General features: G+C 62.1%; 21 protein-coding genes, 1 tRNA gene and 2 pseudogenes. 9 read left to right on the top strand and 15 right to left on the bottom strand.

Going from position 1 to position 19,911, the window contains the following annotated elements; translation table 11 throughout:
* Positions 1–6 precede the first annotated feature (6 nt).
* Positions 7–882, top strand: coding sequence for an ABC transporter permease (locus tag CK222_RS08385; RefSeq protein ID WP_095800034.1), 876 nt, complete (start codon positions 7–9; stop codon positions 880–882).
* Here CK222_RS08385 and CK222_RS08380 read toward each other — a convergent pair.
* Both CK222_RS08380 and CK222_RS08375 read right to left on the bottom strand, forming a co-directional pair.
* Positions 863–2,260 (bottom strand): sensor histidine kinase, encoded by a 1,398-nt coding sequence (locus tag CK222_RS08380; protein ID WP_095800033.1) that lies wholly within the window; start codon positions 2,258–2,260, stop codon positions 863–865. The genes CK222_RS08385 and CK222_RS08380 overlap by 20 nt on opposite strands.
* Before the next feature lie 5 nt (positions 2,261–2,265).
* Complete coding sequence (locus CK222_RS08375; protein ID WP_066995918.1) at positions 2,266–2,934, bottom strand: response regulator; 669 nt, start codon at positions 2,932–2,934, stop codon at positions 2,266–2,268.
* A gap of 484 nt (positions 2,935–3,418) precedes the next feature.
* Here CK222_RS08375 and CK222_RS08370 point away from each other — a divergent pair, with 484 nt between their 5' ends.
* Genes CK222_RS08370 through CK222_RS08360 form a run of 3 tightly spaced genes read left to right on the top strand, consistent with a single transcriptional unit; the run spans position 3,419 to position 4,185 of the window.
* Positions 3,419–3,664 carry a DUF680 domain-containing protein gene (locus tag CK222_RS08370; RefSeq protein ID WP_095800032.1) on the top strand — a complete coding sequence of 82 codons (246 nt, stop codon included), beginning with the start codon at positions 3,419–3,421 and terminating at the stop codon, positions 3,662–3,664.
* 53 nt (positions 3,665–3,717) lie between these two features.
* Positions 3,718–3,924 carry a DUF680 domain-containing protein gene (locus CK222_RS08365; RefSeq protein WP_066995857.1) on the top strand — a complete coding sequence of 69 codons (207 nt, stop codon included), beginning with the start codon at positions 3,718–3,720 and terminating at the stop codon, positions 3,922–3,924.
* Positions 3,925–3,978: 54 nt separating this feature from the next.
* Positions 3,979–4,185 carry a DUF680 domain-containing protein gene (locus tag CK222_RS08360; protein WP_067330449.1) on the top strand — a complete coding sequence of 69 codons (207 nt, stop codon included), beginning with the start codon at positions 3,979–3,981 and terminating at the stop codon, positions 4,183–4,185.
* A gap of 121 nt (positions 4,186–4,306) precedes the next feature.
* Here the strand turns inward: CK222_RS08360 and CK222_RS08355 are convergent, their stop codons facing one another.
* The 3 genes from CK222_RS08355 to purM are packed head-to-tail and all read right to left on the bottom strand — an operon-like array spanning position 4,307 to position 6,616.
* Entirely contained in the window at positions 4,307–4,825 is a 519-nt protein-coding gene (locus CK222_RS08355; RefSeq protein ID WP_095800031.1) for a histidine phosphatase family protein, read from the bottom strand.
* A 7-nt stretch (positions 4,826–4,832) separates the two neighbouring features.
* The gene (purN, locus tag CK222_RS08350) at positions 4,833–5,540 is read right to left on the bottom strand and encodes a phosphoribosylglycinamide formyltransferase (RefSeq protein WP_066995863.1); all 708 of its coding nucleotides are present in this window, start codon (positions 5,538–5,540) and stop codon (positions 4,833–4,835) included.
* Positions 5,537–6,616, bottom strand: a complete 1,080-nt coding sequence (gene purM, locus CK222_RS08345) for a phosphoribosylformylglycinamidine cyclo-ligase (protein ID WP_067330457.1) — start codon at positions 6,614–6,616, stop codon at positions 5,537–5,539. The genes purN and purM overlap by 4 nt, the downstream gene beginning before the upstream one ends.
* 258 nt (positions 6,617–6,874) lie before the next feature.
* Here purM and CK222_RS08340 point away from each other — a divergent pair, with 258 nt between their 5' ends.
* The 3 genes from CK222_RS08340 to hdaA are packed head-to-tail and all read left to right on the top strand — an operon-like array spanning position 6,875 to position 9,321.
* The gene (locus CK222_RS08340; RefSeq protein ID WP_067330741.1) at positions 6,875–7,462 is read left to right on the top strand and encodes a CDP-alcohol phosphatidyltransferase family protein; all 588 of its coding nucleotides are present in this window, start codon (positions 6,875–6,877) and stop codon (positions 7,460–7,462) included.
* Entirely contained in the window at positions 7,404–8,615 is a 1,212-nt protein-coding gene (locus tag CK222_RS08335) for an AI-2E family transporter (protein WP_067330460.1), read from the top strand. Before CK222_RS08340 ends, CK222_RS08335 begins: the two co-directional genes overlap by 59 nt.
* A 1-nt stretch (position 8,616) precedes the next feature.
* On the top strand, positions 8,617–9,321 hold the full coding sequence (hdaA, locus tag CK222_RS08330; protein WP_095800030.1) for a DnaA regulatory inactivator HdaA: 705 nt from the start codon (positions 8,617–8,619) through the stop codon (positions 9,319–9,321).
* 597 nt (positions 9,322–9,918) lie between these two features.
* On the opposite strand, the gene CK222_RS08320 is transcribed toward hdaA, so the two are convergent.
* Both CK222_RS08320 and CK222_RS08315 read right to left on the bottom strand, forming a co-directional pair.
* On the bottom strand, positions 9,919–10,254 hold the full coding sequence (locus CK222_RS08320; RefSeq protein ID WP_095800029.1) for a hypothetical protein: 336 nt from the start codon (positions 10,252–10,254) through the stop codon (positions 9,919–9,921).
* A gap of 64 nt (positions 10,255–10,318) precedes the next feature.
* Positions 10,319–10,395: transfer RNA gene (locus tag CK222_RS08315), tRNA-Pro, on the bottom strand.
* Positions 10,396–11,313: 918 nt separating this feature from the next.
* Here CK222_RS08315 and CK222_RS08310 point away from each other — a divergent pair.
* Positions 11,314–11,744 (top strand): annotated as a pseudogene (locus tag CK222_RS08310) (amino acid ABC transporter permease); the annotation flags it as partial.
* Positions 11,741–12,485 (top strand): annotated as a pseudogene (locus CK222_RS08305) (amino acid ABC transporter ATP-binding protein). The pseudogenes CK222_RS08310 and CK222_RS08305, both read left to right, overlap by 4 nt.
* A 120-nt stretch (positions 12,486–12,605) precedes the next feature.
* Here the strand turns inward: CK222_RS08305 and CK222_RS08300 are convergent.
* The 8 genes from CK222_RS08300 to CK222_RS08265 form a co-directional block, all read right to left on the bottom strand.
* Entirely contained in the window at positions 12,606–13,049 is a 444-nt protein-coding gene (locus tag CK222_RS08300) for an Lrp/AsnC family transcriptional regulator (protein WP_095800028.1), read from the bottom strand.
* The gene (locus CK222_RS08295) at positions 13,046–13,855 is read right to left on the bottom strand and encodes a phosphotransferase (protein ID WP_095800027.1); all 810 of its coding nucleotides are present in this window, start codon (positions 13,853–13,855) and stop codon (positions 13,046–13,048) included. The genes CK222_RS08300 and CK222_RS08295 overlap by 4 nt, the downstream gene beginning before the upstream one ends.
* Positions 13,856–13,869: 14 nt before the next feature.
* Complete coding sequence (locus CK222_RS08290; RefSeq protein ID WP_095800318.1) at positions 13,870–15,279, bottom strand: aspartate ammonia-lyase; 1,410 nt, start codon at positions 15,277–15,279, stop codon at positions 13,870–13,872.
* A gap of 22 nt (positions 15,280–15,301) precedes the next feature.
* A complete protein-coding gene (locus CK222_RS08285; RefSeq protein ID WP_095800026.1) occupies positions 15,302–16,531 on the bottom strand; it encodes an aminotransferase class I/II-fold pyridoxal phosphate-dependent enzyme in 1,230 nt (409 codons plus the stop codon).
* A 114-nt stretch (positions 16,532–16,645) separates the two neighbouring features.
* Positions 16,646–17,335 carry an ABC transporter permease gene (locus CK222_RS08280; RefSeq protein WP_095800025.1) on the bottom strand — a complete coding sequence of 230 codons (690 nt, stop codon included), beginning with the start codon at positions 17,333–17,335 and terminating at the stop codon, positions 16,646–16,648.
* A gap of 10 nt (positions 17,336–17,345) precedes the next feature.
* Positions 17,346–18,068 carry an ABC transporter permease subunit gene (locus CK222_RS08275; protein ID WP_067330484.1) on the bottom strand — a complete coding sequence of 241 codons (723 nt, stop codon included), beginning with the start codon at positions 18,066–18,068 and terminating at the stop codon, positions 17,346–17,348.
* A 161-nt stretch (positions 18,069–18,229) separates the two neighbouring features.
* Positions 18,230–19,000 carry a transporter substrate-binding domain-containing protein gene (locus CK222_RS08270; protein ID WP_095800024.1) on the bottom strand — a complete coding sequence of 257 codons (771 nt, stop codon included), beginning with the start codon at positions 18,998–19,000 and terminating at the stop codon, positions 18,230–18,232.
* A 46-nt stretch (positions 19,001–19,046) separates the two neighbouring features.
* Complete coding sequence (locus CK222_RS08265; protein ID WP_095800023.1) at positions 19,047–19,826, bottom strand: ABC transporter ATP-binding protein; 780 nt, start codon at positions 19,824–19,826, stop codon at positions 19,047–19,049.
* Positions 19,827–19,911 lie beyond the last annotated feature (85 nt).

Genomic DNA, 19,911 nt, shown 5'->3' with positions numbered 1-19,911 from the left:
CTTGCCATGACCGCCATCTCTCCAGCCTCTCACCAAGCCGCCCGCGCGACCTCGATCGTCGCCGCGGAAGCCCGGGCGAGGGCGCGGCTGCGCCGCCGCCATGCCTTGGTCATCGGCCTGCGGCTCGCCATCCTGATCGTCTTCCTCGCTCTTTGGGAACTTGGCGCCGATCTCGGCGTCATCGATCCGTTCTTCTTCTCAAGCCCCTCCGGCATCTGGGAGCAGATCTGGTCCTGGGTCACCGAGGGCACCTCGCAGGGGCCGCTCTGGCTGCAGATCTATGTGACGCTCGAGGAAACTTTCCTCGGCTTCGCCATCGGCGCCGTCGGCGGCATCGCCGCCGGCATCATCCTTGGCCGCAACAAGCTCCTGGCGGATGTCTTCTCGATCTACATCAAGATCGCCAACTCGGTGCCGCGCGTCGTGCTGGGCTCGGTCTTCATCATAGCGCTCGGCCTCGGCATGGCCTCCAAGGTGGCGCTGGCCGTCGTCATGGTGTTCTTCGTGGTCTTCGCCAACGCCTTCCAGGGCGTGCGCGAGGCCGACAGGGCGATGATCGCCAACGCCCAGATCCTCGGCGCCTCACCCTATCAGATCACCACCACAGTCATCATTCCCTCGGCCATGAGCTGGATCCTGGCGAGCCTGCATGTCAGCTTTGGCTTCGCGCTGGTCGGCGCCGTGGTCGGCGAGTTCCTCGGCGCCAAGCAGGGCATGGGCTTGCTGATCTCGACCGCCCAGGGCGCGTTCAACGCCAATGGCGTCTTCGCCGCCATGATTATCCTGGCGGTGATGGCGCTGGTGGTGGAGTTCATCATCACCCGTTTCGAGAACTACGTCGTCAAATGGCGTCCGGCGCCGTTCAACGAGCAGGAGGCCTGACCGCTCCAGTCGGCCTGTCCTGGGGCGCGGCGAGCGGCAGCCGGACCTCGACTCTGAGCCCGCTGCCGGCGGCCCCGCCAAGCGCAACGCTGCCGCCGGCATTCTCGACCACCTCGCGTACGATCGCGAGTCCGAGCCCGCTGCCTTCCTCGGCAGCACCGGCAATGCGGTAGAAGCGCTCGAAGACCTGCTCGCGCTCTTCGGCCGGAATGCCGGGACCGGTGTCGGTGACCGTCAGGACGCCCTCGCGACCGATCGCGGCCAGCTTGACGGTCACCGTGCCGCTAGCTGGCGTGTAGCGCAGCGCGTTGTCGACCAGGTTGACGATCATCTCGCGCAGCATGGTGCCGTCGCCGATGACGGGAACAGGTCCGGCTTCCTCGAGCCCAAGGTCTATGTTGCGCTCGACGGCCTTCGGCGCATGTGTTTCCAGCACCTCGCGGGCGGCTTCGGTGAGGTCGATGCGGTCGGCGCGCGGCCGGCGGCTGCCCGGCTCGGCGCGCGACAGCGTAAGCAGCTGTTCGGCCAGCCGCGCCAGCCGGCCGGAGCCTGCCTGTAGGGCCACCAGCGCCTCGTCGCGCCGGTCGGTGGCGCTCTCGCGCAGCGCATAGCTCGCCTGTGTCGACATGAGCGCCAGCGGCGTGCGCAGCTGGTGCGCGGCATTGGCGATGAAGCGGCGCTGCGCCGCCATCTGCGCCCGCACGCGCTCCATATAGGCGTTGAGCGCGTCGATCAGCGGCCGGATCTCGCTTTGCGCGCCTGGCACCTCGACCGGGTCGAGATCGCTGCGATCCGGCGAGCGCACCGTATCGCGCAGGCGCATTAGCGGCGCCAGCCCGCGGCGCAGGCCAAGCAGCACGAAGAGGCCGGCGATCGCCACCAGCGCCAGCTGCTGGGCAAAGGCGCTGAACCACAGCCGCTGCACCATCGCGTCATGGCCAGCGAGCGTGACGCCCACCGTGACCCTGATCGGCGAATCCGTGCCGGCGCCGATCACGGCATGGCTGAGCGTTGTCAGACGCAGCCGGCGATCGCGATAGGAAGCCTCGATGCTGCCGCTCTGCGACGCCTGGGGGAGGTCGGGATATCCGGTCAGCAGCCGGCCGTTGGCGGTCTCGACCCGGTAGTAGACGCTGTCGCGGTCGCCGGTGTCGAACATCTCGATCGCCGCCGGCGGAATGGTGGCGTCGAGCACGCCTTCGGCCATCGCCACCCGCTCGGCGATCGCGCGCGCCGAGCCGACCAGCATCCGGTCGGTGACCAGATCTGCCGTCGCCAGCGCGTTGCGCTGGCTGGTCCACAGATTGACCGTCACCAGCGCGGCAAGCGGCAGCACCACCCATGCCAGCAATTGCAGGCGGAGGCTGCTAATCTTCATGGCCCCTAATCTTCATGACGGAGCAGATAGCCAAGGCCGCGCAAGGTGGCGATCTGCACGCGCGAGCCTTCCAGCTTCTTGCGCAGCCGATGCACGTAGATCTCGATGGCGCTGGGATCGGCGTCGGTGTCGAAGTCGTAGATCGCCGCCGAGAGTGCCGCCTTGCTCACCGTGCGCCCCGCCTTGACCACCAGCTGTTCCAGCACCGCATGTTCGCGCGGGGTCAGCGAAAGCGCCGCGCCGCCGAGCGAGAACAGCCTGGTGTTGGTGTCGAAGACGAGGTCGCCGCAGGAGATGACGGGCGCTGTCCGGTCGTTGGCACGGCGCAGCTGCACGCGGATACGCGCTTCCAGTTCCTCGATCTGGAAGGGTTTTGCCAGATAGTCGTCGGCGCCCTCGTTGAGGCCCTTCACCCGGCCGTCGAGACTGGCATTGGCGGTGAGCACGATGACCGGCACCGGGTTGCCGCGGGCCCTCAGCCGCTTCAGCACTTCCATCCCGCCCATGCGCGGCAGGGCGAGGTCGAGGATGATCAGCGCATGGTCGCCGGCCGCCAGCGCATGCTCGACGTCCTCGCCGTCATGTACGACGTCGACGACGTAGCTCGCCTGGCGCAGCGTCTTGCTCAGCCAATCGGCCAGTTCGCGATTGTCTTCGACAAGCAGGAGCCGCATCGTCCATCGCTGTTCGGCAATGCCTCCATCCGGGTGGCGCCGGGCTTTCGCAAGCGCGGCTCGGCGGTCCGAACGGACAATTTGAAAGCAATCGATAGTCTCGATCCGCGGACAAGGCAAACGCCGGCTGAAATCGGTTCCGTCGGTCAGCCTGGAGGCCCAATTCGCTCGCGCGATGGATAAAACCGAACGGTTCGGTTCAATTTATGTTGACGGTTCGTGTAACTCAGGTGAACGCTGGCTCGTTGTCCAGACCGTGAAACCTCGTCCGCTACTATTGCAAGTAGTTGATATTCAAACAAAAGAATGTGGCAGCCGCGCTGTTCACGCGATTTCAAGGTCGAACCGAACGGTTCGATTTGCACATCTTCGTGATTGGAAATGGCAACAGGACCGACCCATCTCGGGGTGGTCCGAGCGACGCGAATTTCCATTACGGCACGCCACTTGACGGACAGAATTTTGAAAATCTGGAGTATCTAAAATGAACAAGATTGCTCTTACCGCCGCGGTCCTTCTCGTTGCCACGGGCAGCGCCTTCGCCGGCAGCGACCATTACGGTTCCGACAACGTCAACCAGCCGGCCGTCGCCCAGTCGGTTGCGCCGCGGTCGGGCGACAACATCGACCGCAGCATCACCGGTTCGATCCGCAAGTTCGAGCAGCGCGATCTCAGGATCACGCCCGATCAGAACCAGCCGGAATCCGGCCAGGGCATTTGGGGCCGCTAGGCCTCCGTCCCGAACCGATCAGAACCACAACTCTCAAATCTGGAGTAACTGAAATGACCAAGATCGCTCTTACCGCCGCTGCCCTTCTCGTTGCCACTGGTGCTGCTTTCGCCGGCTCCGACAACTACGGTTCGGCCAACGCCAACCAGCCGGCTGCTTCGGTCGACACCTCGTACACCGCTTCGGTCAAGAAGTCTGATGCGAATGTCCAGAAGCCCGTCACCCAGGGCAGCGACCGCGACCTGTTCGGCAACCACTAACCGGCCGCCAGCCCGACCTCTTCAAACTCACCCCTCAAATCTGGAGTAACTGAAATGACCAAGATCGCTCTTACCGCCGCTGCCCTTCTCGTTGCCACCGGTGCCGCTTTCGCCGGTTCCGACAACTACGGTTCGGCCAACGCCCACCAGCCGGCTGCTTCGGTCGATACCTCGTACACCGCTTCGGTCAAGAAGTCTGATGCGAACGTCCAGAAGCCGGTTACCCAGGGCGCCGACCGCGATCTGTTCGGCAACCACTAGACGGTCGATCCTCGATGGATCTCAAAGCGGCGGGCTTGTCCCGCCGCTCTGCTTTATGGAGTCGGCTATCCGCAGGCCGGCTTGTGTCGCGACTATAGGCCCGGCTGCGCACAGAGGCGCTCTATTCCAAATCCTTCGGCCTGACGAAATGCGTCAGTCGCGCTCCGCCGAAGTCGAGGTTCGCCCAATCCTCCTTCACCGTGAACCGGGCCAGTGCCGCCGTCGGAAACTTCGCTTCGACTTTTTTGAACACGCTCTCATCCGATCCGGTGCCGGCGAGCCGCAGCACGAAATTCTGCAGGCCGGGATTGTGACCAATCACGATCAGGCTGGTGGCTTTCGCCTGCCGCACGCACGCCAGGATGGCGGCCGGCGCCGCCTCGTAGAGCTCCTCGGCGAATTCCGCCGGCCCATGCTTCGGTAATTCGGCGGCGACCAGCCGCCAGGTATCGCGGGTGCGCAGCGCCTGCGAGACCAGGGCCAGATCCGGCAGCCAGCCGCGCCGCGAAAGCTCGCGCCCGATCAGCGGTGCCGTCTTCAGCCCGCGCGGGGCGAGCGGACGGTCGAAATCGGCGAGCTTGGGATCGTCCCGGCTCGACTTGGCATGGCGCAGCACAAGGAGTTGTCTCGGCGTCGCCATGGCAGTCCTACGGCGTGATGCGCGCCAGCTGTTCGAGGTCGGTTTCCTCGCGCAGCGGGTCGGGCGCCATCACCACTGAAGTGGCGTTGTCGGCGTCGTCGGCGAAATGGGCAAGCACGGTGTGGCCCTTTTCCATGCGCGCCTTGCCTTCGGCGACCAGCCCGAGCGCCAGCGGATAGAGCCGGTGCTCCACCTTCAGCACCCGCGCGGCTAAAGTGTCCTCGTTGTCGCCGACCATCACCGGCACGGCGGCCTGGGCGATGATAGGCCCGTCATCCATCTCGGGCGTGACGAAATGCACGGAGCAGCCATGGATGCGCACGCCCGCGCGGATGGCGCGCGCATGCGTGTCCAGCCCCTTGAAGGCAGGCAGAAGGGCAGGGTGGATGTTGACCATGCGCCCCTGCCATTTTTCGACCAGGCCGCGGCCGAGGATGCGCATATAGCCGGCCAGAGCCACGATCTCGGCGCCGAAGCCGGTAAGCGCGGCATCGATCGCAGCGTCATGTGCGTCCTTGCTCGGATGGTCGGCGCGCTGAATCACCTTGGTGGCGATGCCGCGCGACTGCGCGAGGCCGAGGCCCGCGGCGTTCGCACGATCGGAAATGACGCCGACGATCTCGGTCGGATAGGTCGGGTCGCTGGCTGCCGCGATCAGCGCCGTCATGTTGGAGCCGCGGCCCGAGATCAGGACGACCGTGCGTTTCCTGCTCATAGTTCGATCGAGCCCCGGTAGATGACGCCGGCGTCGCGGCGCGGCACGATGCGACCGATCGGCGTCACCGTCTCGCCGGCTTCCTGCAGCACCGCTGCCACCTGCGCCGCCTGGCCGGAAGCAACGGCGAGGATCATGCCGATGCCGCAGTTGAAGGTGCGCATCATTTCTTGCGGCGCCACGCCGCCGGTCCTGGCGAGCCACGAGAATACAGGCGGTACGTCGATCGCTTCGAGGTCGAGCTCGGCGGAGAAATCCTTGGGCAGCACGCGCGGAATGTTTTCCGGAAAACCGCCGCCGGTGATATGAGCCAGCGCCTTGATGCCATGCGTGTTGCGGATCGCCTTCAGGATCGACTTCACATAGATGCGCGTCGGCTCGAGCAGCGCTTCGGCGAGGCTGAGCTCATCGTTGAACGGCGCCGGATCGCTCCAGCCAAGCCCGCTGGCGTCGACGATGCGGCGCACCAGCGAAAAGCCGTTGGAGTGGAGGCCGGAGGAGGCGAGGCCAAGCAGCACGTCGCCCTCGACGATGTCGTCGGTGGGCAGCAACTGGCCGCGCTCGGCCGCGCCCACGGCAAAACCGGCAAGGTCGTAATCCTTGTCGTGATACATGCCGGGCATCTCGGCGGTCTCGCCGCCGATCAGCGCGCAGCCGGCCTGACGGCAGCCTTGCGCGATGCCGCCGACGATGGACGCGCCCTGGTCCGGATCGAGCTTGCCGGTGGCGAAATAGTCGAGGAAGAACAGCGGCTCGGCGCCTTGCACGACGATATCGTTGACGCACATGGCGACGAGGTCGATGCCGATCGTATCGTGCTTGCCGGAATCGATGGCGATCTTGAGCTTGGTGCCGACCCCGTCATTGGCCGCGACCAGCACCGGATCGGTGAAGCCGGCGGCTTTCAAATCGAACAGGCCGCCGAAGCCGCCGATCTCGCCGTCGGCGCCCGGCCGGCGCGTCGCGCGCACGAGCGGCTTGATCTTCTCGACCATCAGATTGCCGGCATCGATATCGACGCCTGCCTCGGCATAGGTGAGCCCGTTCTTGCGCTTGGCCTTGTCGCCGTTGCTCATCTTCGGCTCATCCCTGTTTCCATTGCGGGCTCATCGCATGAATGGTTTCGAGGGGCAAGGCGCGTGAGAGCCAATCTCCCCCCTTGAGGGGGAGATGTCGCCGGAGGCGACAGAGGGGGTCGCCTCGCGTGGAGCTCCAGCGCCTTGTGCGCCAGAGACCATCTTCCCCCTCGAGCGGGGAGATCCGCAACTCCTCCCTTGCGTGCGCCTCTCATCTCCATCAACTATCTTCCAACAAAACCCATGATGGGACATCACGTGACCATACCTAACATGATCACGATCATGCGGCTGTTGCTGGTGCCGGCCGTGGTGCTGGCCATGCTGCAGGCGCGCTGGGACTGGGCCTTTGCCGGCTTCCTCGTCGCCGGCATCTCCGACGGCGTCGACGGTTTCATCGCTCGCCGCTACCGGTTGTTCTCGCGGCTCGGCGCTTATCTCGATCCGGTCGCCGACAAGCTCCTCCTGGTCTCGGTCTTCGTCGTCATGGGTTATGCCGGGGAACTGCCGCTCTGGCTTGTCGTGACCATGGTCTCGCGCGACGCGCTGATCGTCTGCGCCGTGCTTTTGTCCAGCGTGATGGCGCAGCCGGTCGAGATGAAGCCGCTCTTGGTGTCGAAGGTGAACACCGCCGTGCAGATCGCGCTGGCGGCGCTTGTGCTGGGCGAGCTTGCCTTTTCCATGCATCTCTATCCGCTCCGGCCGGCCCTCATATTGCTCTCGGGGGTCTTGACCGTGGCTTCGGCCGCGGCCTATCTCGTGGCCTGGCTAAGGCATATGAGTGGCTATGGCGAAGGCTCCCGGACGAGCAACACCAAGTCGGGCAATTCCAGCACGGACACCTGACGGCGAAGCCTGGACGGCCGCGGCCTCGACCGCGTTGCGCCGGCAGATCGCGTTCTGGCTGATCGTCGCCGTGCTTCTGGCGCTGTTCCTCTATGTCTTCTCCGGCATCCTCTTGCCCTTCGTCGCCGGCATGGTGCTCGCTTATTTCCTCGATCCGGTGGCTGATCGGCTGCAGCGGCTCGGCCTCTCCCGGCTGATGGCGACGGTGGTGATCCTCATTGCCTTCGTCGTCGTCGTGGTGCTCGCCTTCGTTATTCTGGTCCCTGTGCTGGCCACGCAGATGGCCGATTTCGCGCGCAAGCTGCCGGAATATCTCACCCGCCTGCAGTCGCTCATCACCAGCTTCGACCCGAAGTGGCTGGAGCAGCGTTTTGGCGTCAACGCGGCCAGCCTGCGCGAAGGACTGAACTCGCTGCTCACCACCGGCTTCGGGCTGCTCACCACCGTCTTCACCTCGATCTGGAGCTCGGGCGTGGCGCTGGTTTCGGTGGTCAGCCTCTTCGTCGTCACCCCGGTCGTTGCCTTCTACATGCTGCTCGACTGGGACCGGATGGTGGCCGTGGTCGACAGCTGGGTGCCGCGAGATTATGTCGAGACGGTCAGGGCGCTTGCCCGCGACATCAACACCGCCACCGCCGGCTTCGTGCGCGGGCAGGGCACGCTCTGCCTTGTGCTGGGCGCCATGTACGCTACCGGCCTGACGCTGACGGGGCTGAACTTCGCCATCCTCATCGGCTTCTTTGCCGGGCTGATCTCCTTCATCCCCTATGTGGGCTCGCTGACCGGGCTGGTGCTTGCTGTCGGCGTCGCCTTCGTCCAGTTCTGGCCGGATTGGACGATGATCGTGGCGGTGGTCTGCGTGTTCTTCGTCGGCCAGTTCATCGAGGGCAATATCCTGCAGCCGAGGCTGGTCGGCAAAAGCGTCGGCCTGCACCCGGTTTGGCTGATGTTCGCGCTCTTTGCCTTCGGTGCGCTGTTCGGCTTCGTCGGCCTGCTGATTGCGGTGCCGGCTTCGGCGGCCATTGCCGTGCTGGTGCGCTTTGCGATTGCCCGCTACCTCGAATCGCCGCTTTACAACGGCCATGCCACAGAGCCAGCACCTCCTTTGCCGGCGGATCGCGGCGGCGGCCGCCGCTCACAGCCGCGTGGCTGAAATGGCTGGCGAACGAACCGATCCACCGCGCCAGCTGCCGCTCGATCTCGGCCACGGTACCGGCTACTCGCGCGACGAGCTCGTCGTCTCCGGGGCCAACGCGCAGGCCGCAGCACTGGTCGACCGCTGGCCGGACTGGCCCGCGCCGGTGGTGGTGCTCGCCGGCCCTCCCGGGACCGGCAAGACGCATCTTGCCCAGATCTGGCAAGCGCATGCGCACGCTGTCGCCATCGCTCCCGACAGCATCGGCGAGCACATTGGCGGGCTTGGCGCGAGCCCCGCGCTGATCGACGACATCGACAAGCTCCCGATCGACGAGCAAGGCCTGTTCCATCTGATCAACACCGTGCGCGGCGCCGGCTCCACGCTGCTTCTGACGGCGCGGCGCTTTCCCTCTGCCTGGCGCGTCGTGCTGCCGGACCTCATCTCGCGGCTGAAAGCGGCTGCGACCATCGAGATCCACGAGCCGGACGACCTGCTGCTCGCCGGCGTTATCACCAAGCTCTTCGCCGACCGCCAGGTCGAGGTGGAGCCGCATGTCGTGCAATATCTGGTGCGGCGCATCGAACGCTCGCTGGCGACTGCCATGCGGGTCGTGGAGCGCCTCGACCGCGCCGCTCTCGAGCGCAAGACGCCGATCACCCGAGCGCTTGCCGCCGAGACCGTCAGCGCCATGGATGAGGGCCAGGGCGAGTTCGATATTTAGAATATCGAGGAAGGCTGTTCTCGAGGTTGTGCGCTCTTTACGCCCATAGTCCGGCCAGATGCCGAGCCAGCAGATAGACCCCCGTATGCGCTGCCACGTAGCATGCGGTGACAAAGACGAAGAACACCAGGCTGCCGTCCGCGATGGGGCGACGCTGCCATTCTGCCTCTTGCTCGGCCGGTTGTTCCAAATCCACAGAGTAGCGCACAGGATTGCCCAGGCGACCGCGACCGGAACGGCGAAGCCATAATAGGCCAAATAGGCCGGGCCGATCAGCGACAGCAGCGCCTCGAGAACAGGCATCCAGGTTCCCCTTGCCCCGTTTGCCCGGAGTTTAGAGCAACTCCGGGAAAAGCGCGTAGTGGTTTTCCGTCCGGAGTTGCGGGACGATCGTGGCTGTCCCATTTCGAGCCATTTCCCTGGCATCCATGTTGCAGCGTGGAAGGGGCCGGTTGATCCCGGTCCCGGTCACATTGCAGATCGGGTTGTAGGCTCGCCGGGCTCGAGGTTGTTGGGGACTCGCCCGGCGGGTTTACTCGGTTCCACGCCGACGGCTCCCTTCAGAGATCAAGGCCTGTTGCTCGATGCTGGACACCTTCAGCCCGTCCTGCCATGGCTGGTGAGCAAGCGCAGCACTTGCACGCTCTTCGGCAGCTCGATCAGGAATTCCGCGTCGCGGTCGAGGTGGTGGACCTGGGTCGGCCCGCCGCCGGTGAAGCGCGCCATTGCCTCGATGCTCTCCCAATAGGAGATCGTCACGAACTCGGAATGGGTCGCCGTGTCCTCGCGAAATGTCTGGACGCCGAGTGCCTTTTCGATGAGCGGCTTGATGCCGGTCTCGTAATTGTAAGCTTCATAATCGTCGGCTTTTTCCGGCAAGGTCCGGCCGCGCCAGATGCGGGCGATGGTGGGGGTCCTTGGAGTGTCGGCCATGGCAACAGAACTTCTGAAGGCCGACAGGGTTCCCGAAGCGCGGGCTCTAAGATGTTCAGGAAACTGGTCGGAGTGGCGTGATTCGAACACGCGACCCCCTGATCCCAAATCAGGTGCGCTACCAGGCTGCGCTACACTCCGAACGGCATCCCCATAGGGTTCCGAACCATTTTGAGCAAGCCCCAAAATGGAAGAGCGGAACGAACGGCGTACATTGGCAGAGTTCGGCACGCAAAGTCCCACGGAAAGTCCCACAGTGTTGCCCAGTCGTTCCCCCTCCTGCTTTCGAGCCGAAGGTCAAAAATGTAGTCTCGATGTCGGCTGCGGGCGATGGGCAGGCGGAGACGCGGCGGCGTACGGATGCGCGCCTAGCAACATCTCTATCGACCGCGCCCGCCGTTGAGCTTCGCGTCACCACACATCCACGTAACGAGGCCAGAGTCCTGTCAAATTGATCAGCAGGCCTAATGGCGGGTGGGTCACGGCCGCTATTCGCGTCGGTACCCATGCGAAACTAAACGAACATCATAACGACGGTTGCCCCGATAATGATTCAGGACAAGCCCGCCGATCAGCATCGGCAGCAAGCTGCTGTCACGGTTAATGTTAGACTCGAACTGCCTTGAAACTGGCTTGTCGTTTTTCTTCGGCTTAACCATTCTCGTCTACTTCCCAGAAAGAGCGCTCTTCCCATGCGGTAGTGTGACACCCGTCCAGTCGAAGCCTAGACTGCACCCAATTTGTCCACACGCAGCCATCTCACGTAGTTCCAGCGTTCCTAGTGGCCCGCTGGCTCGCCCGTCGCCAATACAGCCGGGGAACGGGGGGCCTACGAGGAAGTTTTCGGGCATCATCGCGGTGTGTAGCGGTCAGGGGTGCTCGGAAATGAGGCCATCGCACCGCGCCCCGCAAGGCAGCGCTGCATCCCCATACGAGACAACTCCAACCCCTCCGGGGAAATATGCAAATTGGTGGAACTCGAGTGCAGCTGAGTTTCGAGAACCGTCAACACCTCATCTGCGGATTGTGCAAGGCGGAGCCGCTCCCGAACCTGAGATGCTGCCGCAGCTCGGCTTCGTCATCAATGCCGTGCCCGCCGGCATACTGGCGCTGTCGCTCTGCTACGGCGCCTACATGACCGAGATATTCCGCTCCGGCATTCAGAGCATCGATCGGGGCCAATGGGAGGCCTCGCGCTCCATGGGTTCGGCTTCGCCTTGACCATGCGCCGCATCATCCTGCCGCAGGCATTGCCGGTCATCATTCCGCCGACCGGCAACCAGTTCATCTCGATGCTGAAGGATTCTTCGCTGGTCTCCGTCATCGGCGTTTGGGAGCTGATGTTCCTGGCACGAACGCTCGGCCAGAAGACCTTCCAGCACATGGAAATGCTGATCTCGGCCGCCATCATTTATTGGGTGCTGTCGATGTGCCTCGAGCTGATCCAGTCGCGGATCGAACGGCACTACGCCAGGAGCAAAGTGCGATGAGCGCGCGGGTTATCATTGAAGCCAGGGCAGTTTCCAAATGGCACGGCCAGTTCCACGAACTGAAGGACATCAACCTGACTGTCCACAAAGGCGAGCGCATCGTCATCTGCGGGCCGTCCGGCTCGGGCAAGTCGACACTGATCGGCTGCTTCAACCGCCTCGAAGCGCATCAGGGCGGCGATATCGTCGTCAACGGCGTCGCTCTGCATGGCAAGATGAAGAACGTCGCCGCCGTCCGCTCCAATGTTGGCATGGTGTTCCAGCACTTCAATCTGTTTCCGCATATGACGGTGTTGATGAACTGCATGGCCGGGCCAATGTGGGTCAAAGGTGTTTCCGCCATGGAAGCACGCAAGACCGCTATTCAGTTCCTCGAACGGGTCCGTATTCCCGAGCAGGCGAACAAGTTCCCGGTCCAGCTGTCGGGCGGCCAGCAACAGCGTGTCGCGATCGCCCGCAGCCTGTGCATGAAACCGGACGTCATGCTTTTCGACGAACCGACCTCTGCCCTCGACCCGGAAATGGTCTCGGAGGTGCTGGAGACCATGACTGGATTGGCCCCGCGACGGCATGACCATGGTGTGTGTAACGCATGAGATGGGTTTTGCCCGTGCAGTGGCCGACCGCGTCATTTTCATGGACGCTGGGCAGATCGTCGAAGAGGGCACGCCCGACGAGTTTTTCAGTCACCCGCGCCACGAGCGAACGAAATTGTTCCTCAGCCAGATCTTGAAGCACTAGCCTTCCGGGAGAAGGTGGCGTTTCGACTTTCTTGCAGAAAGCGGACAGCCCGCTCTCGGCCCCCAAGTCGGACATCCCTCCCATCGGTCGCACGGCCTAAGGAGGGGAATCCATAAAGGTTCAACGCCGGATCATCGACGATAGCGCGAACGCTGTGAGGGTGTCTCGCACACCGGGCAATGCGGAAATCTCCTGCCAGATCTGCCGTGTGCGATCGGCCTCCGTCGCCTCTACACGGACGACCAGGTCGAATTCACCGCTCACCACGTCGCAGGCGACGACCTCTGGGATCCGTCGCAGTGCTTGAATGACGTCGGCCCCCCGCATCCGGTCATTGCGATAAACAAACATCAGTGCCGCAATCGTTGAAGTCGCGATGCGTCCTTCGCCTGCAACGATCGTATATGCCCGAATTAGGCCATCCCGCTCCAGGCGTTCAATCCGCTGGCGGACGGCGTTGCGAGAAAGATTGACCCTCGCGGCCAGGTCCGCATGCGAAATACGCGCGTTCCTGGTCAGTTCCATAAGAATACGCTCGTCTGCCCGGTCAAGAAGCCTTTTCATGCGGCACCAATAGGAGTTTCTCTAGCTGCAAACAGGCTTTGCGCTGATAGGAACGCGTTCTCGGCACGAACCCGTAGATCAATACTACCTTCCGAAACAGCTATAAAAGTCGCAGCCGCAGCGAGAGCAAAGGCCGCCAGTGCTTGGCGCTCGTTGTCTTGCAACTGGCGGACGCGGCAATATCCCTTGAGAATTGCCTCCGCGCGCTCCCCATCCAGCGCCCCGTTGCTCAGCATCGTCCATCGAACCAACACGTCTGCCAGTTCTGCGATCAGGACATCGTCATGGCGAAGCCTGAAATTGATGATGCCACTGACGCAATCGCCGAGAAAAAACACATTGTCCGGAAACAGCGCCCCATGGATTGGTCCCCTTGGCAGTCCCTCCCTCTTTTCGGGAGAGGCAGGCATCAGCGTTCGATGGATCTGCGCGAGGCGCCGCCCGAGATCGAAACACTGGGCCGGGCTTGCGCAAGCCGATTGCGTGCCCTGGACAAAGCCGACCACCGCCACGAGCTTCCCGGACAGACGGATCGTCGCCCCGCCCGTTTCGGTGCGGAACGTTTTAGGGCAGGGAACACACGCGGCCGACAACAACTCCATGGTCCGAAACGCGCGTTCAAGATCGAACGGCTCAGCGCCGTTTTCAAACAGAGTGACGATGTACTCGCCCCGCTGTGACCGGAAGAGATAGGTCGTCTCGGTATTTCCGTCGGCGATGCCAATCACCGAGGTCAGCGGGGCTATGCCGTAGGCGACCGAAATCGCTTCGCGGTCATCGTCGGAAAGCTGGGTAAATACGGCCATGGTCGATTCGGGAGTTAAATGCGTTTCAGCACAACAGAGGAGGACTGCGCGACGCCGAAAATCTGATCCAGTTGTGCACGGCTGAACGAGCCATCGGCCTCAGCAGCCTGGCGAAGGCTTGTGCCGGAAGCGAGCGCCGCCTTGGCCAAGAGTGCAGCCTTGCTATATCCGACAACTGGATTGAGCGATGCGGCCAGAATGAGCGACTGATCATAGAGAAAGCGGCAGCGATCGGCATCCGCCTCGATGCCGTCGACGCAACGTTCGCGCAGGATATCCATGCCGCGCGCCAGAAGTCGCATCGATTGCAGGATGTTGAGAACGATCACGGGCTCCATCGCGTTTAACTGCAATTGTCCAGCGCTCGCCGCCAGTGTCACCGTCAGATCGTTGCCAATGATTTGAAAGCCAATCTGGTTCATCATCTCGGGAATGACTGGGTTGACCTTGCCCGGCATGATCGACGAGCCGGCCTGTCGCGGAGGCAATCTGATTTCACCAAGGCCAGCCCGAGGGCCACTGGAGAGCAGCCTCAAATCGTTACATATCTTGGAAAGCTTGACAGCGATCCGCTTCAGCGTGCCCGAAAACGACACAAAGGCTCCGGTGTCGGACGTTGCTTCCACGAAGTTGCGTGCCGGAACCATTTCAAGCCGAGAAATTTCCGAAAGATGACGGCAGGCGCTGACTGAGAATCCCTCGGGCGCATTTAAGCCGGTGCCGATGGCGGTGCCTCCGAGGTTCATTTCCCGCATCAGTTCCATGGCTTTTCGAAGCTGGATTATGTCTTCGTCAATGGTCTCGGCAAAAGCGTCGAACTCCTGACCAAGGAACATTGGGACCGCGTCCTGCAACTGGGTGCGTCCGACCTTGGCGATATTAGCGAATTCCTCACCCTTTCTGCCAAAGGTATCTCGCAGTCTTTGCTGCGCTTCGAGCACGGCGGCGCAGCCGCGCATCACCGTTACCCGGATGGCCGTCGGATAGACATCGTTAGTCGACTGGGACAGGTTGACATGGTCATTGGGGTGAACCGCGGCGTAGTCGCCCGGCACCTTGCCTATCTCCAGAAGCGCCAGGTTCGCGACCACCTCATTGACGTTCATGTTGGTCGAGGTCCCGGCGCCTCCCTGCATCATGTCGATCGGGAAATGGTCGATGAGGTCCTCGCAGGTGATCAGTCGATCGCAGGCTCGATCGATTGCATCGGCAACATCGGGAGCCAGTAGTCGCAGCTCCTTGTTGGTTCGTGCAGCCGCCTTTTTGACCATGGCAAGCGATTGAACGAATTCCGGGAAGTCCCGCAGGCGGATTCCGGATACGTCGAAATTCTCCGCTGCCCTCAGCGTGTGGATGCCGAACAGCGCGTCGGCGGGCAGATCCCGCTCGCCGAGCATATCGGTTTCGGTCCTCTCAACGGTCATCATATCCCCTCGCGCAAGAGCCTTAGGCACGCAGCGCCTGGTCAAGATCCTCGATCAGGTCGTCCACCGACTCCAGGCCAATGGAAAGGCGAAAGACGCCGTCTCCCGCGAAGGCGCGGTAGTCGTCGAGCTGAGCGCCCCGCAGACCGTAAGTCGATTTCATCATTTCGTTCGTATCGAGAAGGACAACGATGCTGCGCTGGTGACCAAGCGAAAAGGCGTAGTGCGCTACGCGGAGCCTGTCAGCGAGTTGGGCTGCCATCGCCTGCGGGTCGTCGGTCTGGAAGGTCAGAACTCCCCCGAATACATCCATCTGACGTGTTGCCAAGGCATGCTGCGGATGGCTTTCCAGGCCGGGGTAGGTGACAGACCTGATTTTTGGATGCTTGGCGAGAAAACGGGCGATCTGCATCGCAGAAGCGGACATGGTCCGGAGCCTGGGAAAGAGCGTGTCGATCCCGCGCATGATGAGCCAGGCATTCTGGGCAGACAAAGAAGCGCCGAGATAAACTCCAGTACGAGAGCGGATTTTTTCCACCAGATCCTTGCGCCCGCACACGGCGCCACCCAAGGCGTCGCCGTGCCCGTTGATGAACTTGGTCAGGGAGTGAATGACGAGATCGATGCCGAGTACGGCCGGGCGGGTCGCGACCGGCGTGGCAAGCGTGGAATCGACGGAAACCAGCGCGCCGCGTTCGTGTGCCAGCTTCGCGACTTCGGCCAGATCGGTCAGGCGCAGGATTGGATTGCAGGGGCTTTCGCAGTGGACGAGCCGCGTGTTGGGTCGGAAGGCTGCGACAACGTCGCCAATGACCGACATGTTCACGGCGCTCACCTCGATCCCGTATTCGGGCAATATCCGGTGTGCCAGTTCGTAGGCGCCGGCATAGCAGACGTCGCTGATGATCAGATGGTCCCCCCCTTTGAGAAAGGTCAGGAAGGTGGCTGCGATCGCGGCCACGCCGGTTGCTGTTGCGAGCGCATCCTCCGCACCTTCGAGTGCGGCCATGCGCTGCTCGAGTTGCCGCACGGTCGGATTGGTCCAGCGGGCATACAGAAACGGCAGAGCAGTCAGGTCTGATACCCCGTGCGCGGAAAAGGCGCCGTCACCAGGAACCAACATGTTGTTGACCGACATTGAGATGTTGGGCGCGATAGCCTTCGTGATCGGATCGATGGTCAGTCCGCCGTCGAGCGCCAGGGTTTCCCGACGTAGGACGACACCGCCGCTTACGGGCGGCAACAGCGTCATGCGTGCATTCGAGCCCCAACTGTCAGTTGCGAAGGGAGTAGAGATGTTCGAGGACATGGAAGACCTTCCTGCAGAATTCCTGGAATTTCATCGTCTTGGGGCCGAGCTGATAATTCAGCTGCGAACCGGGATTTGCGCCTCGACGAGCCTGAAGGTGCGGGTGATCAGAAGCGTCAGCAAGATGTAGAACACCGTGACGATCATCAGCGGTTCATAAACGAGCAGGGTGTCCTGCCTCACCTTGTACGCGACGGCGTAGAGATCCATCACTGTCACGGTGAAGGCGAGGGGTGTCGCTTTCAGTTGCAGAACCACCTCGCCAGCTATCGTCGGCAGTGCGATACGTATGGCGCGAGGCAGCCAGATCCGTCTCAACAGCGTCCAGGAAGTCATACCGAACGAGCGACCTGCCTCGAGCTCGCCTTTCGGAACGGCGAGAAGCGCACCCCGCAGGACTTCGGCCTCATAGGCGGCGTAGTTGAGCGTGAAACTGAGCGCTGCGAAGAAGAAGCCCTCCCGCACTATCGGCCAGAGGAAGCTCGCGCGCAGCCCTGGTATCATCGGCAGCAGCGAACCGATGCCGTAATAGAGCAACCACAGTTGGATCAAAAGTGGCGTGCCGCGAAGGCAGGTGCAGTAGCAACGGGCAAGCCATTTCAGCCATCGCGGACCGCTGACCTGCGCGAGCGCAAGACCGATCGCCAGAATGAAGCCGACCCCGACGGAAATGACGAGAAGGAGGACCGTCTGAACCGCGCCTGCGGCAATGAGCGGCCAATAGGACGATACCCATGAGAAATTCATCGCGAGCGTCCTAAGCGGTTTTCGGCTGCCCGCGTCGATAGCGGCTCTCGAGGAGGCCGAAGACGACGTTGGAGACAAGCGTGATGACGAGATAGACGGCAGCGGCGACCAGGAAGAACAGAAAATAGTGCTTCGTGTTGCCGGCCGCGATCCGCGTGGCGAGCGCCAACTCCTGATAGCCGACGACCGCGATCAACGCACTGTCCTTCGTCACCGACATCCAGAGGTTGGCAAGCCCAGGCAGGGCATTCGGGATCAATGCCGGCAGAGCGATACGGCGAAACCTCAACCATGGGCGCATGCCGAAGGAACTGGCGGCCTCGATCTGTCCAACAGGAATCGCCAGGATTGCGCCACGAAACACTTCGGTCATGTAGGCGCCCTGGACGATTCCGAGCACTGCGATTGCCGCGACAAACCCGTTGATCTCGACATTGGGAAGCCCGAAGCTCGAGAGAATTCGGTTCAGACCGTCAGTGCCGGCATAGTACAGACCGATAATCAGGATCAGTTCGGGAATGGCCCGAACCGCAGTCGTATAGACGTCGAGAAGCAGCAGGACCGGCGGGTTGCCCTTGAGTTTGCCAAGAGCCCCGCCAAGACCAATCAGCATCCCGAGAAGGTAAGCACCCAACGATATCGAAATGGTAGAAAGCGCGCCTTTGAGAAGCACGCCGCCCCATCCAGGCGGATAGGGGGAAAGCATTTCCAGGATCGACTGGGAGGTCGACATCTGAGTTCAACCTTGATTTTTGGGCGGGAACGAGAGCCGCGAAGCGCGATGCTTCGCATCCGGCGAACAACGCCGGCGGTGCACCGGCCAATGACCCGAGACATAACCGGTGGACAAGCGGGCTACGGCAGATGCGCTTACGTCGTCTGTCGTAGCCACACTCATCTATCGTACGGGTCGAAATCGAAGTACTTCTTCGAGATTTCCGCATACTTTCCGTTTGCTCTGACAGCCGTAATTGCTGCATTGAGCTTCTCGCGCAGTGCCTGATCGCCTTTTCTCAGTCCACCGCCGATGCCCGATCCAAGGATGGCCGGATCGTCTTTCACATTTCCCATGTCCTTGCAGCATTCCTTGCCGAAGTCGGATTTGAGGAGTTCCGACAGCGGTATGGAATCGCCGAAGACGTAGTCGATCCGGCCGGCGGCAAGATCCTGGAACGCCTCATCGAGCGTCGTGTAGGTTTTTTCCGATGCCTTGTCGGCGAAATATTTCTTGTAGTATTCGGACTGGATGGTCGACACCTGGATACCGATCGTCTTCCCCGAAACATCATCCGGCGAAGCTCCGGTCGTGCCATCCTTGGCGCCAATCAGTTTGCTCGGCGTGTTGTAGTATTTGTCGGTGAAGTCGATCGTCTGCTTGCGCTCGTCGGTGATCGACATCGACGACCAGATGACATCGAATTTTTTCGCCTGAAGCCCTGGAATGAGCCCGTCCCAGGACATGTCGACGACAGAGCAGGTTTCCTTCATCTCGGCGCAGACAGCATCCATCAGCTCGATTTCCCAGCCGACCCACTTGCCGGAGGGGTCTTTGGTGAAGAAGGGCGGATAGGCTTCGTTCATGATGCCAAAGCGAACTTCGGCACTCGCCGTGGCGATTGAAAGCGCGAGCGCGGTCCCTGTCAGCAGGATGGACAGCAATTTCATTCAATTCCCCTTTCTTGAGTTTTCGTCAGGTTGGAAACAGGGAGGGTCAGCCGCTCAACGCGCCGGTAAATTCTCGGCAACGGGCAGTTATCGGCGCACCGAAGACTTGATCCGGCGACCCTTCTTCTTCGACACGCCCCTGATGCAGGAACATCACGTGACTGGAGACGTCGCGAGCGAATTTCATCTCATGCGTCACTATGAGCATCGTTCGGCCCTCGTCCGCGAGATCCCGGATAACCTTCAGGACCTCGCCGACAAGTTCAGGATCCAGTGCGGAAGTGGGCTCGTCGAACAGCATCACGGCCGGGTCGACACAAAGGGCACGCGCGATGGACGCACGCTGCTGTTGGCCGCCCGACAGGAAGGCCGGATAGGCGTGCCGTTTCTCATAAAGTCCGACCTTCGCAAGCAAACTGTCGGCCCGATCAATCGCCTCGCTGCGGCTCACCCCCAGCACATGAACCGGGGCCTCGATGGCATTCTGGAGCACCGTCATGTGGGGCCAGAGATTGAAACTCTGGAACACCATGGCCAGGCCGGTCCGCATACGCTCGATCTGCCGCCAGTTGGCCGGATACCCCAGTCCACCTTGGTCGGACTTCATGAGAACCTCTTCGCCATTGATGACAAAGCGGCCGCGATCAGGAATCTCGAGAAAGTTGATGCACCGCAGAAAGGTGCTTTTGCCTGACCCCGAAGACCCGATGAGCGAGATGACATCGCCCTTCTCAGCCGACAGCGATATTCCCTTCAGGACTTCATGCTTGGCGTAGCTCTTGTGGACATTATCCACGAGCAAGGCAGGAGGAGCCTTTTTCGTCATGCCTGTAGTTCCCTGTGGAATTCTTATTGGGTTTTGCCGGATAGTACCCGGCCCGGTATGCGGCTTTCCCGCGTATTCGTGGTCA

Origin of the sequence: Mesorhizobium sp. WSM3866 (assembly GCF_002294795.1) — a bacterium.
GTDB lineage: Bacteria > Pseudomonadota > Alphaproteobacteria > Rhizobiales > Rhizobiaceae > Mesorhizobium.
This window is presented reverse-complemented; position numbering and strand designations above follow the sequence as displayed.

What these genes read in the sequence shown, in the direction of transcription:
- CK222_RS08385 (WP_095800034.1), top strand. Translation starts at nt 7, where the DNA reads ATGACCGCCATCTCTCCAGCCTCTCACCAAGCCGCCCGCGCGACCTCG.
- CK222_RS08380 (WP_095800033.1), bottom strand. Translation starts at nt 2,260, where the DNA reads ATGAAGATTAGCAGCCTCCGCCTGCAATTGCTGGCATGGGTGGTGCTG.
- purM (WP_067330457.1), bottom strand. Translation starts at nt 6,616, where the DNA reads ATGAGCAACGGCGACAAGGCCAAGCGCAAGAACGGGCTCACCTATGCC.
- hdaA (WP_095800030.1), top strand. Translation starts at nt 8,617, where the DNA reads ATGGCTGGCGAACGAACCGATCCACCGCGCCAGCTGCCGCTCGATCTC.
- CK222_RS08265 (WP_095800023.1), bottom strand. Translation starts at nt 19,826, where the DNA reads ATGACGAAAAAGGCTCCTCCTGCCTTGCTCGTGGATAATGTCCACAAG.
- CK222_RS08375 (WP_066995918.1), bottom strand. Translation starts at nt 2,934, where the DNA reads ATGCGGCTCCTGCTTGTCGAAGACAATCGCGAACTGGCCGATTGGCTG.
- CK222_RS08295 (WP_095800027.1), bottom strand. Translation starts at nt 13,855, where the DNA reads ATGGCCGTATTTACCCAGCTTTCCGACGATGACCGCGAAGCGATTTCG.
- CK222_RS08335 (WP_067330460.1), top strand. Translation starts at nt 7,404, where the DNA reads ATGGCGAAGGCTCCCGGACGAGCAACACCAAGTCGGGCAATTCCAGCA.
- CK222_RS08275 (WP_067330484.1), bottom strand. Translation starts at nt 18,068, where the DNA reads ATGTCGACCTCCCAGTCGATCCTGGAAATGCTTTCCCCCTATCCGCCT.
- CK222_RS08355 (WP_095800031.1), bottom strand. Translation starts at nt 4,825, where the DNA reads ATGGCGACGCCGAGACAACTCCTTGTGCTGCGCCATGCCAAGTCGAGC.
- CK222_RS08270 (WP_095800024.1), bottom strand. Translation starts at nt 19,000, where the DNA reads ATGAAATTGCTGTCCATCCTGCTGACAGGGACCGCGCTCGCGCTTTCA.
- purN (WP_066995863.1), bottom strand. Translation starts at nt 5,540, where the DNA reads ATGAGCAGGAAACGCACGGTCGTCCTGATCTCGGGCCGCGGCTCCAAC.
- CK222_RS08300 (WP_095800028.1), bottom strand. Translation starts at nt 13,049, where the DNA reads ATGAAAAGGCTTCTTGACCGGGCAGACGAGCGTATTCTTATGGAACTG.
- CK222_RS08365 (WP_066995857.1), top strand. Translation starts at nt 3,718, where the DNA reads ATGACCAAGATCGCTCTTACCGCCGCTGCCCTTCTCGTTGCCACTGGT.
- CK222_RS08320 (WP_095800029.1), bottom strand. Translation starts at nt 10,254, where the DNA reads ATGGCCGACACTCCAAGGACCCCCACCATCGCCCGCATCTGGCGCGGC.
- CK222_RS08290 (WP_095800318.1), bottom strand. Translation starts at nt 15,279, where the DNA reads ATGACCGTTGAGAGGACCGAAACCGATATGCTCGGCGAGCGGGATCTG.
- CK222_RS08370 (WP_095800032.1), top strand. Translation starts at nt 3,419, where the DNA reads ATGAACAAGATTGCTCTTACCGCCGCGGTCCTTCTCGTTGCCACGGGC.
- CK222_RS08360 (WP_067330449.1), top strand. Translation starts at nt 3,979, where the DNA reads ATGACCAAGATCGCTCTTACCGCCGCTGCCCTTCTCGTTGCCACCGGT.
- CK222_RS08285 (WP_095800026.1), bottom strand. Translation starts at nt 16,531, where the DNA reads ATGACGCTGTTGCCGCCCGTAAGCGGCGGTGTCGTCCTACGTCGGGAA.
- CK222_RS08280 (WP_095800025.1), bottom strand. Translation starts at nt 17,335, where the DNA reads ATGAATTTCTCATGGGTATCGTCCTATTGGCCGCTCATTGCCGCAGGC.